Genomic DNA, 17,116 nt, shown 5'->3' with positions numbered 1-17,116 from the left:
TGCCCTTTTCGCATTTGTTCCGTACCATAAAAACCAGTAAAATAAAGATAGCGAATTACTTAGGAGAATTTTTGATGCTAAAACTATTTATTGTAGAAGATGACGCGGCGATTGTGAAGCAACTAACGTCTGCGTTGAATGAATACACGGTTGTTTCTGTACAGAATTTTCGCAGCGTCCGTCAGGAAATGGAAACAGAAACCCCGGATCTCATTCTCATGGACATTACCCTGCCGTATTTCAACGGCTTTTACTGGACAACTGAAATTCGTAAGAAAACAACAACGCCAATCATCTTCCTCAGTTCGGCAGATGATGAAATGAACCAGGTGATGGCAATGGACATGGGGGCCGACGACTATGTCACCAAGCCGTTTTCGATCGACGTGCTGAAAGCGAAAATCAATGCCCTGCTGCGTCGAACCTACAGCTTTTCACAAGCCAAATTAAGCTTCAACGGTTTCATACTGGAAGGTGCCGAATTGAAAAAAGAGCAGGACAGGGTTGATTTGACGCCAACCGAAGCCAAGCTGCTGCGCGCGTTGTTCGAACATCCCAACCAAACAGTTTCCAAAGAAGTGCTGCTTGCCAAGCTCTGGGAATCGGATGATTACATCGATGCCAATGCCCTGCAAGTCAACATCGCCCGAATGCGCAAAAAGCTGAATACGATCGGGTTTGACTACATCGGAACGGTGCGAGGTGTCGGCTATGTACTGGCATGAGCGCAAGTCTTTTATTTTTGCCATTTTTTTCTTCGTATTCATTGTCAGCATAACCTTTTATCTGCGCAGTTTGCCGTTGCATACGTTTTGGTCGAGCTTATTATTTGGCACGACTGTTCTCGTCATTTTTGCTGGCTATGATTATTATCGGTTTCAGAGCCGCCATAAGGAGCGGTTGCATCAAATCATCCCTCAGGTTATCTTAAAACCCGAGTCACAGGCAGAACAAGACATGCTGCAATTGCTTAATGAACAAAAAGAATACTACGAAAAGAAACTCGCCAAAATCAAACAGTTTGATGAGGACTTAACCGATGTCGTGCGCATGTGGAGTCACCAGATGAAGGTTCCGCTGTCCGCGCTTGACTTAATGGGTCAAACGAAGGACTTTACCGTTGAGGAACTGAACGAGCAAACCTTTCAGCTCGAAAATTATCTGAAAATGCTGCTGCATTACCTGCGCTTGAACCATGAACAAACCGATTACCGTTTTACAAACGTGCAGATCAAACCGCTCATTCAGGCAGTCGTGCGCACGTTCGCCCCGTTGTTTATTCGAAAAGGGCTGAGCGTAGCCATCGAAGGGAACGCGACTTGGACGACAGACGAAAAGTGGCTTTCCTTCGCCGTCGAACAAATCATTAGCAACGCTGTCAAATATACCAAACAAGGCAAGGTCAGCATCTATATCGCACCGAAGTTGATTCAAATCAGCGACACCGGCATCGGCATTTTGAAGGAAGATCTGCCGCGCCTGTTCGAGCACGGCTTTACCGGTTACAACGGCCGCCGCGACAAGAAGGCAACCGGGCTCGGCTTCTTTCTCGCCAAAGAAGTCGCCGATCGACTTTCACTTAACATCCATGTTGATTCGGAAATCGACAAAGGGACGACTGTGACGTTAAGGAGAAATGATGAAGACTGAACAAGCGATTCAAAAAGTAAACATGCTCATTGAAGACTTTTAGTGCGGATCAAAGGATTGCGGGATAAAGCTTAAACCGTTACAGAACACGGTAAGGGACGCATTCAGACGTTGGAGGCATTCGCAGAAGGAAAGCGTCTGAATCACATATTGATTTTCTTTTTAAGTTTCAGAACCTCTCTGCGCGTTTGAAAATGCTCATCATGAACCAGCTTAATCTGATCGGACAGGTCCTCATACATGTCATCCATTCGCTGATTTGTATTTTTCAGTTCTTGTTTAATGTCCGTGATATCTTGTTTCATCACAACAATATCTTGCTTTATCACAACAATGTCTTGTTTCATTTCAGCGATGTCTTGTTTCATCTCATCCATTTCAACGCGCATGCCCTTAACATTAGCATCAACTTCTTTAATTGCCTGCATAATGATTTTCAATTCCTCAGCCATCGTTGACACCTCCCTTGGCTCTATCATAACAGCTGCCAAATGACTTCTGCAAGAACATAGTCAGGCTTTCTTACAGATAAATTAAACAAGATCCCATGATGAATAACTATGCGTTTCAGCCATGAAAAATTAAATTTCCATTGACAGTTTGGATGAAATGGTATAAAGTGAAAACACTCAAAAAAATGAGTCAACGAGTTAAAGCGATGATAGGGAGAGTAACTTTTATTTAGCCTTTCAGCGAGCTTCGTCCGGTGCAAAGGAAGCAGGCGTAAATAAAAGTGAAGGTAGCCCTTGAGCGGTGAATGCGACATTCGCAGAATGAAGTGTTCAACGGCAGCACCCGTTACCGTGCCAGCGTCTTGCCGACGTCACTATCGGCAGTACGTGGTGAGGCGGCAGCAGTGATGGTGTCGCAAATAAAAGGTGGTAACGCGTAGCCAACGTCCTCTAAAAGCATGATGATGCTTTTAGAGGACGTTTTTATTTTTATAAGGAGGAGTTTACACATGAACACAGAGAATCAGCAATTCAAGCTGACATTCATTAATTATCTAATCATCGGATCACTGCTTTTCGGCATGTTTTTTGGTGCCGGCAATTTAATCTTCCCTCTGCACCTCGGACAACTGGCAGGCAGCCATTGGTTGCCCGCTGCGATCGGCTTCCTGCTTTCAGGCACCTTGCTGCCACTGCTTTCGATTATCGCTATCAGCATCACCCAGAGTGAAGGCATTTATGATGTTGCCCGGCCTATTGGTCGTCATTACGCACTGATCTTTCTTATTTTGGTTCACGCCACTTTGGGACCCATGTTCGCCACACCGCGTACAGCAACCGTTCCGTTTGAACTTGGTTTTGCGCGTTATATTCCGGCAAACCAAACATGGATCTGGCTGCTCGTTTTTTCAGCTGCCTTTTTCACGCTGACCTATTTCTTGTCACGAAGTGAATCGCATATTATCGACATCATCGGCAAACTGCTGAATCCGCTGTTCTTAATCTTGTTATTCATTATTTTCTTATTCGCTTTTCTCCGGCCAATGGGCGACGCCGAACAAGCGGTGATCAGCACCAACTATGTGCACGACGCGCTGACAAACGGTTTCCTCGAAGGCTACAACACGATGGATGTTCTGGCCGGTCTCGCTTTCGGCGTCACAATTGTCACCTCGATAAAACTGATGGGCGTCCGCAGTCCCAGATCTATCGCTGCGGCAACAGCAAAATCCGGAATCATCTGTATCGGTTTTGAAGCACTTATTTACCTTGGTCTGATTGTGATTGGAGCCATGAGTCTGGCAAACTTCAAGCTTTCGGAAAACGGCGGCATTGCCTTCGGCCAAATCGCCAATTATTACATGAGCGCAGTTGGCAGTGCCATCTTGGCTACGCTGGCAACCGTCACCTGTCTCTCTACGGCGATGGGACTGGTCACCGCCTTTGCCCAAGATTTCCATAAGCAGTTCCCAAGGATCAGTTATTTAACGTTTCTGCGTTTTACATGCGCCATTTCGTTCGTTATTGCCAATGTCGGCTTAACGCAAATTATTTCTTGGTCGCTTCCGATTTTAATGCTTCTGTACCCGCTCGCAATCACGGTGATTCTCTTATCGATCCTGTCACCATTATTCAAAAAATCGCCGATCGTTTACCGGATAACCACGGTCTTCACCTTGATTCCGGCTCTATTTGATGCGACCAACGCACTGCCGCCGATCTTGAAGCAGACGGCACCGATTCAAGGGCTGGTCCACTTTGCAAGCAGCTATCTGCCGCTCTTTAGTCTCGGCTTTGCTTGGGTACCGTTCGCCCTGATCGGCTTCATCCTAAGCATCGCTGCCTATGCGCTGTTCCGCGCCCCATCAATGCAGCTGAACCCGGAGACAAGCGCAAAACCAAAATAATTCGATGTAATGAAGGACAGCCACTGCTCTTGCAGCAGGGCTGTCCTTTTTGTGTTTACTGAAAATACTTGTGCGAGCCATCACAGTTGGACATTCTTTTCGAGTGCCCGCACATACAATCATTTAGGGTGAAACTGATTAGTGAGAATGAGATCAGCAACTTTTGATCTATGTTGTAATCATCTCCGCTCTAAACCCAGCAAACATTCCTTGTTCATTTTATCAATAAAGTCTCTTCATTATCATTAAAAATTCTTTTCATTCAATCTTAATCCAAATATTTACGTGAGCAGATTATTTTAATTCCAAGTAGATATTCGTTATTATCTAAGTGAAGCAAAATTGAAAGGCTCAGCTTAATGTACTGCGCTGAATACGTTTGTCTATTTTTTCTTTATTTTGCTCCAAAGTTTTTTATTATCTCGCATCTATAAGGAGGATGACTTACTTGAATATTGTTGTGGTCGGAACATCTCACGGTGGTTATGAAGCAGTAAAAACAGTCTTGGAAAATTATCCGGAGGCTAAAGTCAAATTGTTCGAGCAGTCCGATAAGGTATCCTTCCTGTCATGCGGCATTCAGTTATACTTGGAGGGTGCCGTTCAGGACATCAACTATATTCACTATGCAACCAAGGAAGGCTACAGTGATCAAGGCGTCGATGTCTATACGCGCAATCAAGTGATTGGCCTCGATCCGAATCAGAAAAAAATTCGTGTGAAGAATCTTGATACCGGTGAAGTTTATAATGAAACCTATGACAAACTAATTCTGGCGCCCGGCGCGGTTCCCCGGAAGCTGCCCTTTAAGGGAAACGATCTCGAAAATGTTTATTTCCTGCGCGGCAGAGAATGGGCGCTAAAAAATAAAGCAAAAATTGATGATCCGGCGATTTCTGATGTCGTCGTTATCGGCAGCGGATATATCGGCATTGAATTAGTCGAAGCCTATGCAAAGGCCGGGAAGCATGTGACAGTCATTGATGTCACCGAACGCATTCTGCCAACTTACCTGGATCAAGAGTTTACCGATATTCTGATGGCAGATCTAAAAAAACGTGGCATTGCCGTTCGCACGGGTGAATTTGTCCAGGAAATTCAAGGCGAGGACGGCAAGGCCTCTGCGGTCATTACCGATAAGGGCACATATCCTGCCGACCTTGTTGTTGAAGCAGCAGGTGTTGTGCCAAATACAGATTGGCTGAAAGGCACGCTGGATCTCAATCCTAACGGCACAATCGTCGTTGACGCCTATCAGAAAACAAGCGCACCGGACGTCTTTGCTGCCGGCGATGCATGCATGATTAAATATAATCCGACGGGTAAAGAACAGAATATTGCCTTAGCAACCAACGCTCGCCGCCAAGGCGTCGCTGCCGCATTGAACCTTGAGAAGCCGACGTTAAAAATCGAGGGAGTATCCGGAACCTCGGCACTCTCGCTATTTGATTATAAGTTCGCATCGACGGGAATAAAGGATGCGACAGCGGCTAAGAGCGGCCTTGAAACCCGCTCGGTTTACATCGAAAATTATTACCGTCCGGCGTTCGTTCCGGGCACGGAAAAAGTTTATATGAAACTGACCTATGAAGTAGGCACAGATAGAATTGTCGGTGCTCAATTGATGTCGAAGCATGACATTACAGCTGCAATCAATACTCTTTCCCTAGCAATTGCGACAAAACAAACGACGCAGCAACTGGCATTTGCCGATTTCTTCTTCCAGCCGGAATTTGATCAGCAATGGAATTATCTTTGCGAGCTTGCTAAGGCTGCCTACAAACAAGCAAAGAAAATTCAGCCCGTAGCATTGTAAAAAGTGTTCCGTTAGAAAATAAACGGTTCAAATCCCCTCAATCTGTTTTTGGGCTGAGGGGATTTGTCACTTTATGCCGATTGGAACCATGGATCTGCCTACTCTGCCGCCTTTTTGATACTGACCGATTTTTTTCACACTGTGATCGATAAATTACTGAATTCGCCGTTCTTAGTCCTGTTCTTCATTAGTTTTCAGATCAATGAGTAATGCCGGGCGAGCAATGGTCAGCACCAAACTATATTCATGCCAAGGACAGGACAAAGTCGTTTGCCCTGTCCTTGGCATTGCCGCCTCGCCTGTGCACTGTTCACAATTGATCCCTAGAGATAGATGCAAAACAAAATAATTCAGTATAATGAAGGACAGCCGCTGTCCCCCGAAGCATGGCTGTCCTTTCTTCGCTTATTGAAAATGCTTATGTGAGCCATCACAACTGGGCATTCTTTTCGAGTGCCCGCACACACAATCATTTAATCCCTTCCCTTGGAGGATTCTCGGCATATTTTTCTCAATTCGTGCCGTCCGTGTGGCCGATCGTTTCGCTTGCGCGATGTAAAAAATGTAGGCATTTTGCCGCCCTGGCGTCAACGCCTCAAACGCAGTCTTCAGTTCGGGAAGTTCCTCAAATTTCTGCGCTAATTCATCCGGCATTTCATTGTCCGCACGTTTCTTCATCGCTACTTTTCGACCCGCTTTTTCAACATCAATCGTTTCATGAATATAAGCCTTGATCACATCTTCCAGATCCACAATTTCTTGAACCGTGGTAAAACGAATCTGGCGCGCCGCCTGAACGTTTTCGGTTTGCTGAACAAGAATCCTCCGTGCGTCCTTTAACAGCGCCCCTTTGTGAAACAGCAGTGCGCAATAGTCTTTAAATCCATGAATCAGTACAACGTTTTTTCCTTCAACTGTATAACACGGATGCATCCACTTAAATTCTTCCGCCAACCCGCAATCAAGAGCAATTGCCCTGAGCCGTACATAACATTCCGTCCACTTGCTTGGCTTCTTTAAAAATTCATCGACCTTAGGATTCAATCTGCTTTCTGCCATCAAGAAACACCTTTCGCTTTATTTTTCTGGATTATTAGGATAGGTCGTCTCACGTTCTCTACTAATAAGATAAACGAAATACTTTTTCTCATCCAGTTAAGCGCCTTAGATAACAGAACCTATTGCTCTAGAAAAGTTAAGTCTACTCCTTGCCTTTTCATAGATACTGCCGTTTTTGCGACACTATCAATAGCTTCCGATTCTCAGGCCATTGCAAAGATATTTATTTGAAACCAGCACAAAGAAGAAATTGTTAGCAGATAATTTTAAAAATGCTGTTCTTAGAAAAATTGACGGATTGAACGGCTGAAAATTGACTGCCGTTAGTCTCCAAGTATTAAGCTGACGATTCAGTTGAATTAATATGTGCTAAGAAAAACCGAGCAAAAAACGCCAGGTTTTGAATACGCTCCGGTTGCTCGCGATCAACTGGCGCGCTCGCAGCAGTCCGGGGGCCTCCTCAAACAAGCAGATGCCTGCGGGGTCTCTCCTTTCCTGCACTCCCGCAGGAGTCTCGTACCTGCACATTTATTCCACAACCTTTTGCTTTACTGTAAAATCATATACTTTTTTAATCCGTGAAACCTAGTTACCGGTCGTTTCGCATTAGAAAAATTTAGAAGGCTTTGTGTTTTTCTGGCATCAGCGCTACAGTTTATTTCACAACAATCAAAAGCATTTGGAAAGCAGTTTCTGCATAAAGTGCATGCGGCACCCCTGCCGGCATAAGCAGACTCTCCCCTTCAGAAACATTAAAATCTTCGCCGTCCAGTGTTATTTTTGCGTGTCCGCTGAGCAAATAAACGAGGGCGTCACCAGTTGCTTTATGTGCACTGATGGACTCATCCTTGTCCAGTGAGAACAGCGTCATCCCAACATGCAACTGCTGGACCAATGTCTTGCTTACAACAAGATGATTGTTGATTGGAATTTCCTGCTTCAGGTTCAAAATCTTTTTTGCGGTTAAATTTTTAATAAAGTCTGACATAGATATGCCTCATTTTCTGCTGCATACAGCAATATATTTTAGATTTTTACCCGTCTGGTTAAAGAAATGAACCATTTGGCGGAACATCGTTCGATTCTCTTTCTTTAATCCGTTTTTGATTATTTTCATTGCACCAAATAGGCCTTCATCTCGAATCATTCCACGGGGCGAAAGTAACGTCATTGCCCCGTATTTCGTCGTGACGTTCGCGAAACCTATTTGGCGAAAGAGCTGTTCCCAACTTTCCACCGACAGAGGCTCAACACGCACATTGATCGTCTCTCGTAGCTTTTCCAAAAGTTGTTCCATTTGCAGTTCCTGAAACGACACATCATGGGTTAATAAGACACCTCCCGGCTTCAATACACGATAATATTCCTGAACCGCCTTGAGTTTAGCCGTTTTAGGCAGCATCGTCAGCATCGCCTCATTAATGACAACATCAAAGCTTTGATTATCAAACGGCAGATTCGTCGCATTGGCGTATTGAACAGATACATACTTTTCAACACCGGCTTTGCGTATGTTTGCTTCCGCTTTCTCCAGTGCTTTGCAATCTAGATCAACACCGATAATTGAACAACGATAAGTTTGAGCGACCTCGACAGCCGTTGTACCCATATTACACGCTACTTCCAGAATCTTTTTCCCCTCGGAAAGGTTCGCCTGCTTATAAAGCCAATGTGTGGCTTCGATTCCGCCTGGACGTAACCGTTTTTTCCCTAGACGTGCCAAGAAACGGTGTCCTGCTTCTCTGTGGACCATGAAGGTACCTCCATAATTAAACTAAGATAAAATCAAATGATAACGATAATCATTTTCATTAACTATTATAAATTGATTCTGCAAAAAAACATTGATCTAGATCAATTAATGAAGAACCTTGTGTGTTCACTTTGTCATCGGTCACCCGACACAACAGGACCAAACCCATTGACAATTCGTTCGCACCTTTTTCAGACTGGCAATGAGCGTGCACATGCAGGACGAACTTCGATTTTTTCACTGGTATTCAAATGAACCATTTTCTTGTTCATTAAATTTTTTCGATAAATCTTCATTCCAAATCGATAAGAGATAATGATAATCGCAAATAAATCACAAACCTATAATTAATTCACGAAATATCTACACTTTTTAATAGGATGGATGCATGTCAACGTTTTAACTTTCCTAGTTCATCTAACACTACTTTCAATGATCGCATGAACTCGCGCGAACTGTGTCTAATAAGACTAATTCAAGGTAAAAATAAATCTGCCAGTGCTATGAAACACTGGCAGCATGGCAATACCCACGTAGAACGGATGCAGTGCCTTCAAGCTAAAATATTTTTTGAGCGATCCGCACCTGATTTCCATCATCCCAGAAATATATTTTGATGCATTGTAAAAAAACACTGTCTACTCATTTAAGCAAACAGTGCTTTTTGAAGTGAGCCATTATTTCTTTTTCACCGGAAAGCAAATTTCCGTGACAAATTCATCAGAATTCTGTGTTTGTGCTGGACCTACATGATATATGTTAAACATCGCTCCGTCAAAATCATAATCGTTATCCTTCACCCAACGCGCGACGGTTTGATTTACCTCTGAAATCTGATCATAGTCTCCTTTGTACGTTGCTGAAGCAACAAGAACTGAAGGAGCTTCCTTAAAGACAACATGATCCGTGTCGTGATAAGCGCCTTATACAGACAGTTGAATTTCCACATCCGGATTCTGTTCTTTATATTCCTTGTCATGGAAAATGGCAACTGAATAACAAGGATTCGCATAGCGCACGTTCTGCATGGCGATTTCCTGCATCATCTGTTCCCATAGAATTCCCTCTTTATCGTAGGAGGGAATTACGTTTCGTACACTCGCCACCGTTCGTAATGGCATTTCTTTTAATGTAACACTATAGTCCATCACATGTTCATCCTTCCCCAATCGTTGAATTGTTGTTTCAAGCAAATGGAGCTGTACTGTGCTCGTTTCCATTTGCTCCATGACTTCCAGCCGTCTCACCATAAGATACTTCTTGAGGGACTGAGGATCATTGTAGATTTTGAGTATTTTCGACACAGCATGTAAACTGAATCCCATTTTTTTAAGGGCATGGATTCGATCTGCAAGCGGGAGCTGATCCTCGTTATAATACCGATAACCGGTAAATGGGTCGGTACTTTTCGGAACAAGCAGCCCGATGTCATCATAGTGACGCAGCATACGTATACTGATTCGTGACAGTTTTGAAAAGTCGCCGATTTTTAACATTGTTATAACCTCACACGCATGAGTATTTTTGAGCTCAAGAATAGTATAAACGCTCTCATTATGGGAGAGTCAACAAAAAGTGAAACACTATCCGCGCCTACTGAATAGCAGCTATAAAAATTAAAAAAGCTTGTGGATCATTAATGAAATAACGATCCGCAAGCAATATTCTTCATCATTTTTAAAAAGGCGCACTCCTATTTTCTCCATTACATACACGAAAAACTGCTCAGATATTCAGAATCTCCCTGTTTTTTTTCGGTCAATCGCGACAGCGATGGATCGCGGGATTCAATGACTACTTCAATTAAATTCTTTTCCTTTTCCTGCAGTTCATGAATTTTTTCTTTAATTATGTGTTCTAAGTGGTGAGACGAACCACTTGAACGACGCTTCGCTGGGCCGGTCCGATAAGCGCATCCGATTGCCGGATTCCCACAGCTCATAAAGAATGATCATATCGGCGACGGTTAAATTCAGTTCTGTATTTCCGACCTTTAAGGACCAGAAGAAAGACATTGCGCTCCAAAAAATGAGACAGTCTGTAGCATCTTACCTAATCATCTCATCTGCGAGAATGCCGGCAAAACCAACGCTGCCCAGTATCTTCATCCACTGATAAGTCGGCATTTTTTCACTTTCAGAACGTCGATTTTTCTAATTCGATGCATTCATCAACATTTTCTATATTTATTCAAACTAAGATCAGCTGCTCACAAACTGTTTTGGGCGATGGTGCATCAGAAAATGTTTGAATTGTTTCCATATTATAATGGCGAACAGAGGGATTAACAAGCCAATCAGACATTTTAACAGCCAATGATCGGGCAGTCCCACGATTTCTGGTAAGTCAAAAAGTGCGCGATGCCAAAACATAATCAGCACAGTGTGGCGCCCCAAAAACACTAGCCAATGAAATAATTTAAGTTCGCTTATGATTTGTGAAACTAAAATAACCCCTAAGCATAAAACGAGCGGCGCAATCAAGGCCAGTCCTGTATGATTCAGATTATCCGATTTTAAGTATAATGTGAAATTGATTTTCTTAGTAAATTGATCATGAATAAGAAGCATATAAAAGATACCGATGGCCAAAAGGGTCATATATTTATGAGAAATGGTATGAAGGAACCTGAACCCGTAGTATCCGGCCAGCATATAGGTGGTGGTCATTAAGACTACTTGGACGTCCCATGGAAAATAAGGATGCCCTAAGAACGTGGGTTGCTGATGAATTGTCCCAATGGCAAACAGAGTCAGACTGATAACCCATTGCAAGACAACAGAACGCACCCAAGAAATTATAAAAATGACAACAATCAAAGTGAGAAGATAGACATTGATGAACCAGAAAATACTTAAATAATTATTTAAGGTTCGGCCACCGTAAACCAGGCGGACAAAATAGAATGCGGTGTAGGACCAGTCCTGATTACGGACAAAATGGCTGAGCATAATTAAAAGACTTCCCATTAGAAAGTATGAAATTACTAACGGCTTGCAACGACGAGACCAAAAATGACGAATTGCTTTCCAATTGTGAGAAAGCGGTTTTAAAAAGAAGCCGCCGATAATAAAAAACAGCGGCATATGCCACCAATAGATGGCGTCATAAACGAGATCAAAAGAACGTATATCCCGCTGGGAATCAATGGCATGCCCGAACACAACCGCAATAATTCCCAGCGCCTTTGCTATATCTACCCATATAATTCGCCGCTTTGTGGCTGACACCATATCAACGATCACCTTTCATTCCATATGCTTTTCCATCCCGAGTTAAACATCAGTCAAAATGGAAAATGTTACTGAAAAATGCCTCACAAATGATTAGTCTAGCACGATTTTTTTATTTCAAAAGGGGGATTCAGAAAGTTTAATCGAAATGTAAAAAAAGCAATTATTTAAATCCGACTTGCTGAATTGACTGTGCCCCCTATCTCGATGATCACGAAATGCAGAATGGATAAATAATAAAGGACGATGAACAAGCGATCGCTTCATTCCGCACAAAAAGGATGGTTACTCCCTCGCAGCATGACTATCCATTTTTGTTTGTACCTATTGAAAATGCATGTGCGATTCGTCGCAATTGGACTGTAGTCCAGAATGATCGCACGTAGCACCTGTCCATTTGCCCGGCCTCTGTAAGAATAGATCTATTTTCTGCCATCAACAAACACCCTTCACTTCGCTTTTTCGAATACCAGAATTGATTCGATAATACTTTCTCCATAAATAAACCGAACCCTTTTTCAATCCGGTTAGTTGCCTTCAATGTCAGCACATACATCTTTTGTTCAATTGGATGACTGCTATGAAAAAAAGTTGACACGCCAAGTTATCATTAAAATGGTCTTTAATCAAAAGGAACAAATTTGTACCTACTTGTTGTTTCTTCATTTGTCTTTATAATAATTACTATTCTTGATGAGAAGAGAAGAAGATCATAATGAAAACAATTGGTTTGCTTGGTGGAATGAGCTGGGAAAGTACACAGACCTATTATCAAGTCATCAATGAGACAGTTGCTAAAACGCTTGGCGGACTGCACTCAGCAAAAATAATTCTATACAGCGTGGATTTTGATGAAATTGAAAAGTATCAAGCGACAGATCAGTGGGAGAAAGCAGGAGAGGTCTTAGTTGATGCGGCTCAAGCATTAGTCAAAGCTGGTGCGGATTTCATCGTGATCTGTACCAACACGATGCACAAAGTCGCGCCGCAAATTCAGTCAGCACTCACTATTCCGCTGCTTCATATTGCTCAAACTACAGTAAACGCACTTAAAAAAGCTGAAATTACTTCCGTTGGCTTGTTAGGTACACGATTTACTACCTCAGCGTTTTTATAAACAAGTACTTATAGACAATGGAATCAACGTCATCCTACCCAACGAAGAGGATCGCGACTTTGTTCATAAAACCATATATGATGAACTATGCTTGGGCAAGATCGAACCTGCTTCTAAATCTCGGTATCTAACTATTATCGATTCCTTAAAAAAACGAGGAGCAGAGGGAATCATACTGGGCTGTACAGAGATCGGACTGTTGATCCATCAATCGGATACTGAGGTTCCTCTGTTTGATACAACGCTGATCCATTGTCATGAAGCGGTTAACGATGCGCTTTCATCTGATTGAACACATTAAAAATGAATAGGAGGATGCTGTGATTTCCCCCTGCCTCACCGTTCGCACCGCTACGTCTGATTTCCTCATAATTATGATCAGCTTGCCCTTACCGGAAGTTCCCAGCCACCCTCAAAGCAAGCTCACCCCAAAGAAAGCTCACCCCAAAGAAAGCGGGCAGTGCCTCTTAAGTACTGCCCGTTTTCTTTATAAAGATGACACAACATCCTTGCCTAACATTGATATCCGCAATGATGTTCGGCCAATCGAACAGATTCGCCGGTGGCTTGTCGTTTTTTTATATTTTTCTCGCCCCAGTCACGCAAACTTTCAAAAAGCGCAATTAACTGTCGTCCTTCTGTGGTCAGTGAGTAGGTAACTGTTGGCGGTACTGTATGATACGTATGACGAGCAATAATGCCTCCTGATTCCAAACTGCGTAATTGCTCCGTTAAACCTTTTGAGAAATCCCATGAATCGATCTTCGCAATACACCGGTATTGATCCCGTTGCTTGCTGCAATGCGGCAAAGAATCACTGACTTCCATTTACCATTTAATAATTCCATAGCTGCTTCAACGCCAACATTATAAACTTTCTCAGTCATAATGGCCTCCTTTTACAAATTCCTTAAAAAAACAAAAAATGCTTGAACACGTTGATTTGACAACGATTTTCAAGCATCTCGTTTCACCTCTTTAAGGTGATCGTAATACCGGTGGTCGGGGTCGAACCGACACTCCCGAAGGAACACGATTTTGAGTCGTGCGCGTCTGCCAATTCCGCCACACCGGCACAATGAAAAAATAATGGCAGTAAATAGTAAATTAATGGAGGCGACACCCGGAATCGAACCGGGGATAAGGGTTTTGCAGACCCGTGCCTTACCGCTTGGCTATGCCGCCATATATTGGAGCGGAAGACGGGATTCAAACCCGCGACCCCCACCATGGCAAGGTGATGTTCTATCACTGAACTACTTCCGCATATAACTGGCCCAGCTGGATTCGAACCAGCGCATGACGGCACCAAAAACCGTTGCCTTACCGCTTGGCTATGGGCCAAAATTGATGGGGCGGTTAGTGGGGATCGAACCCACGCGTGCCGGAACCACAATCCGGTGTGTTAACCACTTCACCATAACCGCCATAATATATTGATTGTTTAAAATTCCGGGGAAAATCACTGTCGAATCTCATCGTCAGCTTGTTCCTGCGTTCCTCACGTATCATCATACGCCCTGGTACTCGAACCTGCGCTTCCTTGATCTTCTCGGTTCTTTTTGTCCTCATTTTAAACTTTAATTTAAAACAACAGGGGTAGTAGGAATTGAACCCACACTGGAGGTTTTGGAGACCTCTGTTCTACCTTTAAACTATACCCCTATAATATGTAAATGGAGGGAGAAGGATTCGAACCTTCGAACCCGTAGGGAACGGATTTACAGTCCGTCGCGTTTAGCCTCTTCGCTATCCCTCCATAATAATAAATAAAAGATAAGGAATAGATATTGGCATCTATTACAATAAAAGATAATGATGCCGATCAGAGGACTTGAACCCCCAACCTACTGATTACAAGTCAGTTGCTCTACCAATTGAGCTAGATCGGCACGAACAAATGGTGGCTCGAGGCGGAATCGAACCACCGACACGAGGATTTTCAGTCCTCTGCTCTACCGACTGAGCTATCGAGCCATTATGTAAAAACAATTGCTTACATACATTATATGATCAGCCAACTGCTGTAAATAACAAGATAAAATGGCGGATCCGAGCGGATTTGAACCGCCGATCTCCTGCGTGACAGGCAGGCATGTTAACCCCTACACCACGGATCCATAATTGCGGGGGCAGGATTTGAACCTACGACCTTCGGGTTATGAGCCCGACGAGCTACCAGACTGCTCCACCCCGCGATGATATGGTGGAGGATATAGGGCTCGAACCTATGACCCTCTGCTTGTAAGGCAGACGCTCTCCCAGCTGAGCTAATCCTCCATATTATTTTGAACAAGCCACTAAAAACACCATTACAGTCTAATACATGGCTCATAAAAAATCAAGTAAAACAATGACCCGTACGGGATTCGAACCCATGAACCCACCGTGAAAGGGTGGTGTCTTAACCACTTGACGAACGGGCCGGAAAAGCAAATGTCGCAACATCCTGTCGCCGACTTTTAAAATGTTACCATCATTGAAGCCAAATTGCAAGTGTTTTTTTATAATTAATTTTCAAAATCAACTATTCCAGTATAACCGATTTATGCTAATGAATTCAATTAAAAATGAGTTATTCAAAGAACGTTTCTAAGCGGATCAGCAAACTGGTCTCATTCAAGAACATGAAAAACTTTTCTCTTTCCTATATCAGAAGCATCAAAAGATATTGGTTTAAATGGATTGATCTCGGTGCGACACATCGGCCGTACCCGCAAATAGATATGGTCATCAATGACACAGTATTTCTTTGTGTTAATCTGAATCAAATCGCCTTTACGATAATGTCTCTTTGAGCAATGAATAACTTTATCGTCTACTTTATACCAGGTTGAACACCTCCGATCTAAGAATTGTATAATAACCATCTTCCGTTCCAAAGTCACGACCCCCGATTCAAAAATTGCACGTTCATCTGTACTTTTTTCTACGTCATGGAATCATCTTAATCAGAGTGCCTGCGTTTTTTCTCCTCCAACACAATTCAGAAACGTGCACTGTTTACAAGTTACTTTGATATGTACTAATTCTTTGCCATCTTTCAAGTGCTGCCATTTGCTTTTTTAACCATTCGCTCATTGCTAGTGACGATGGTCTCTATTAATTGGTTCACTTGATCCAGTGACTCAACGATCACCCCATTCCCACTTTTTATTGACCATAGTGAACTGGTGGCATTGTTCATTTCTTTACTAGCCAATTGAATTGAATTGCCTATATGCTCAAACGAGTCGTTGGTTTGACTCGCCAACTCCAACCCCTCATTTACTTCACAAACTCCTTTTTTTATTGATTCAATCAACTCATTGGTTATGATCTGCACTTCTGAAAGTAATTTTTGACTTTCAGAATGTGACGTCTGTCCCGACGAATTCGCTGCACCATTGGAAAAGGCATAAGATCTCTGCATCTCTTGATTGACACTTACTGGTTCAACTAAGGCATCCGAAGAAAGAAACTGTGCTTGCATCGAACGACTGCTAATCGAATGATGTTTCTCTCCAATTGCATTAATCCGTTCTTTTAATTCATCCGATAAGTTGTCAAGATGACACGCAATACTAGAAATTCGCTTCATCAATCCTGTGAGACATTCAAGCGACTGTTTCCCATTCCTGACAGATTCAGCAGCATAGTCACAGTGATTTCCAGCAAGGTTGATCTTTTCATTAATTATGTTTACTTCTTTGTAAATAAGCTCTGTTTTTTTATTCACGCGTTCTAATTGATGCGTTATTTCATGGGTACGATTCGAAATCGTATGAACTGAAAAATTAAATTCAGATTTAGATTTATTTTTTTTGTTTACACCAAGATTCCTTTCTGGAACGACCACCATTTTATGTGACTGGTGGTCTGCCCGGTACAATATAATAAGAAATTTATTCATTACTTTGTCAAAAAATTTATTGAAAGACTGCACTTTTTTCTCCTCCTTTTACATTTAAAATTGAATTATGACCGCACCTTATTTTTCTTGAAACAAAATAGAAAATTCAATAATCTATTAATCAATCAACACAACGATTAAAATAATCGACGCAAGCGAGTTCCTCCTTGCCATTATTTTCTCCATTCAACTCATCATTCGGACAAAAAACAGGCTACGTTATCGCCAGAACGTAGC

14 protein-coding genes, 13 tRNA genes, 2 pseudogenes and 1 other annotated feature are annotated in these 17,116 nt (G+C 42.7%); of the genes and pseudogenes, 5 read left to right on the top strand and 24 right to left on the bottom strand.

Annotation, left to right across the window (positions count from 1 at the left end; genetic code table 11):
* Nucleotides 1-74: 74 nt before the first annotated feature.
* Both NIE88_RS17775 and NIE88_RS17770 read left to right on the top strand, forming a co-directional pair.
* Entirely contained in the window at nucleotides 75-725 is a 651-nt protein-coding gene (locus tag NIE88_RS17775) for a response regulator transcription factor (RefSeq protein WP_253064182.1), read from the top strand.
* Entirely contained in the window at nucleotides 712-1,650 is a 939-nt protein-coding gene (locus tag NIE88_RS17770; RefSeq protein WP_253064180.1) for a sensor histidine kinase, read from the top strand. The genes NIE88_RS17775 and NIE88_RS17770 overlap by 14 nt, the downstream gene beginning before the upstream one ends.
* Nucleotides 1,651-1,793: 143 nt before the next feature.
* Here NIE88_RS17770 and NIE88_RS17765 read toward each other — a convergent pair whose 3' ends face one another.
* A complete protein-coding gene (locus tag NIE88_RS17765) occupies nucleotides 1,794-2,102 on the bottom strand; it encodes a coiled-coil domain-containing protein (RefSeq protein ID WP_253064178.1) in 309 nt (102 codons plus the stop codon).
* A gap of 197 nt (nucleotides 2,103-2,299) precedes the next feature.
* Nucleotides 2,300-2,556: a binding site (T-box leader), on the top strand.
* Nucleotides 2,557-2,611: 55 nt separating this feature from the next.
* On the opposite strand from NIE88_RS17765, the gene brnQ reads away from it, so the two are divergent.
* Both brnQ and NIE88_RS17755 read left to right on the top strand, forming a co-directional pair.
* On the top strand, nucleotides 2,612-4,009 hold the full coding sequence (brnQ, locus tag NIE88_RS17760; RefSeq protein ID WP_253064176.1) for a branched-chain amino acid transport system II carrier protein: 1,398 nt from the start codon (nucleotides 2,612-2,614) through the stop codon (nucleotides 4,007-4,009).
* A 448-nt stretch (nucleotides 4,010-4,457) separates the two neighbouring features.
* The gene (locus tag NIE88_RS17755) at nucleotides 4,458-5,825 is read left to right on the top strand and encodes an FAD-dependent oxidoreductase (protein WP_253064174.1); all 1,368 of its coding nucleotides are present in this window, start codon (nucleotides 4,458-4,460) and stop codon (nucleotides 5,823-5,825) included.
* Nucleotides 5,826-6,230: 405 nt separating this feature from the next.
* Here the strand turns inward: NIE88_RS17755 and NIE88_RS17750 are convergent, their stop codons facing one another.
* The 7 genes and pseudogenes from NIE88_RS17750 to NIE88_RS17725 all read right to left on the bottom strand — a co-directional run bounded on the left by NIE88_RS17750 (nucleotide 6,231) and on the right by NIE88_RS17725 (nucleotide 11,870).
* Complete coding sequence (locus NIE88_RS17750; protein ID WP_253064172.1) at nucleotides 6,231-6,884, bottom strand: YdeI/OmpD-associated family protein; 654 nt, start codon at nucleotides 6,882-6,884, stop codon at nucleotides 6,231-6,233.
* Nucleotides 6,885-7,539: 655 nt separating this feature from the next.
* Nucleotides 7,540-7,872: a cupin domain-containing protein gene (locus tag NIE88_RS17745; protein ID WP_253064170.1), complete on the bottom strand. Its 333-nt coding sequence runs from the start codon at nucleotides 7,870-7,872 to the stop codon at nucleotides 7,540-7,542.
* 9 nt (nucleotides 7,873-7,881) lie between these two features.
* Nucleotides 7,882-8,637, bottom strand: coding sequence for a class I SAM-dependent methyltransferase (locus NIE88_RS17740; protein ID WP_253064168.1), 756 nt, complete (start codon nucleotides 8,635-8,637; stop codon nucleotides 7,882-7,884).
* Nucleotides 8,638-9,314: 677 nt separating this feature from the next.
* Nucleotides 9,315-9,533, bottom strand: a pseudogene (locus tag NIE88_RS22875) (GyrI-like domain-containing protein); the annotation flags it as partial.
* 27 nt (nucleotides 9,534-9,560) lie between these two features.
* Nucleotides 9,561-10,133: a MerR family transcriptional regulator gene (locus tag NIE88_RS17735; RefSeq protein ID WP_253064166.1), complete on the bottom strand. Its 573-nt coding sequence runs from the start codon at nucleotides 10,131-10,133 to the stop codon at nucleotides 9,561-9,563.
* A gap of 209 nt (nucleotides 10,134-10,342) precedes the next feature.
* Entirely contained in the window at nucleotides 10,343-10,579 is a 237-nt protein-coding gene (locus NIE88_RS17730; RefSeq protein ID WP_253064165.1) for a hypothetical protein, read from the bottom strand.
* 259 nt (nucleotides 10,580-10,838) lie between these two features.
* A complete protein-coding gene (locus NIE88_RS17725) occupies nucleotides 10,839-11,870 on the bottom strand; it encodes an acyltransferase family protein (RefSeq protein ID WP_253064160.1) in 1,032 nt (343 codons plus the stop codon).
* A 715-nt stretch (nucleotides 11,871-12,585) separates the two neighbouring features.
* Here NIE88_RS17725 and NIE88_RS17720 point away from each other — a divergent pair.
* Nucleotides 12,586-13,279: pseudogene (locus NIE88_RS17720) on the top strand (aspartate/glutamate racemase family protein).
* 221 nt (nucleotides 13,280-13,500) lie between these two features.
* Here NIE88_RS17720 and NIE88_RS17715 read toward each other — a convergent pair.
* The 16 genes from NIE88_RS17715 to NIE88_RS17640 form a co-directional block, all read right to left on the bottom strand.
* Complete coding sequence (locus NIE88_RS17715) at nucleotides 13,501-13,701, bottom strand: winged helix-turn-helix transcriptional regulator (protein WP_253064159.1); 201 nt, start codon at nucleotides 13,699-13,701, stop codon at nucleotides 13,501-13,503.
* A 17-nt stretch (nucleotides 13,702-13,718) separates the two neighbouring features.
* On the bottom strand, nucleotides 13,719-13,874 hold the full coding sequence (locus NIE88_RS17710) for a winged helix-turn-helix transcriptional regulator (protein WP_253064157.1): 156 nt from the start codon (nucleotides 13,872-13,874) through the stop codon (nucleotides 13,719-13,721).
* A 106-nt stretch (nucleotides 13,875-13,980) separates the two neighbouring features.
* A tRNA-Leu gene (locus tag NIE88_RS17705) sits at nucleotides 13,981-14,062 on the bottom strand.
* 36 nt (nucleotides 14,063-14,098) lie between these two features.
* Nucleotides 14,099-14,172 (bottom strand) — tRNA-Cys (locus NIE88_RS17700).
* Between the two features lie 6 nt (nucleotides 14,173-14,178).
* A tRNA-Gly gene (locus NIE88_RS17695) sits at nucleotides 14,179-14,253 on the bottom strand.
* A gap of 6 nt (nucleotides 14,254-14,259) precedes the next feature.
* A tRNA-Gln gene (locus NIE88_RS17690) sits at nucleotides 14,260-14,331 on the bottom strand.
* A 7-nt stretch (nucleotides 14,332-14,338) separates the two neighbouring features.
* Nucleotides 14,339-14,414: transfer RNA gene (locus NIE88_RS17685), tRNA-His, on the bottom strand.
* A 167-nt stretch (nucleotides 14,415-14,581) separates the two neighbouring features.
* Nucleotides 14,582-14,652: transfer RNA gene (locus NIE88_RS17680), tRNA-Trp, on the bottom strand.
* Between the two features lie 12 nt (nucleotides 14,653-14,664).
* A tRNA-Tyr gene (locus NIE88_RS17675) sits at nucleotides 14,665-14,746 on the bottom strand.
* Nucleotides 14,747-14,806: 60 nt separating this feature from the next.
* A tRNA-Thr gene (locus NIE88_RS17670) sits at nucleotides 14,807-14,879 on the bottom strand.
* Nucleotides 14,880-14,888: 9 nt separating this feature from the next.
* Nucleotides 14,889-14,964: transfer RNA gene (locus NIE88_RS17665), tRNA-Phe, on the bottom strand.
* 67 nt (nucleotides 14,965-15,031) lie between these two features.
* Nucleotides 15,032-15,107: transfer RNA gene (locus tag NIE88_RS17660), tRNA-Asp, on the bottom strand.
* Between the two features lie 4 nt (nucleotides 15,108-15,111).
* Nucleotides 15,112-15,185: transfer RNA gene (locus NIE88_RS17655), tRNA-Met, on the bottom strand.
* Between the two features lie 6 nt (nucleotides 15,186-15,191).
* Nucleotides 15,192-15,267, bottom strand: a tRNA-Val gene (locus tag NIE88_RS17650).
* Between the two features lie 74 nt (nucleotides 15,268-15,341).
* Nucleotides 15,342-15,413 (bottom strand) — tRNA-Glu (locus NIE88_RS17645).
* 617 nt (nucleotides 15,414-16,030) lie between these two features.
* A complete protein-coding gene (locus NIE88_RS17640) occupies nucleotides 16,031-16,912 on the bottom strand; it encodes a methyl-accepting chemotaxis protein (RefSeq protein ID WP_253064155.1) in 882 nt (293 codons plus the stop codon).
* Nucleotides 16,913-17,116 lie beyond the last annotated feature (204 nt).

This window comes from Sporolactobacillus shoreicorticis (assembly GCF_024125445.1).
Taxonomy (GTDB): Bacteria; Bacillota; Bacilli; order Bacillales; family Sporolactobacillaceae; genus Sporolactobacillus; species Sporolactobacillus shoreicorticis.
This window is presented reverse-complemented; position numbering and strand designations above follow the sequence as displayed.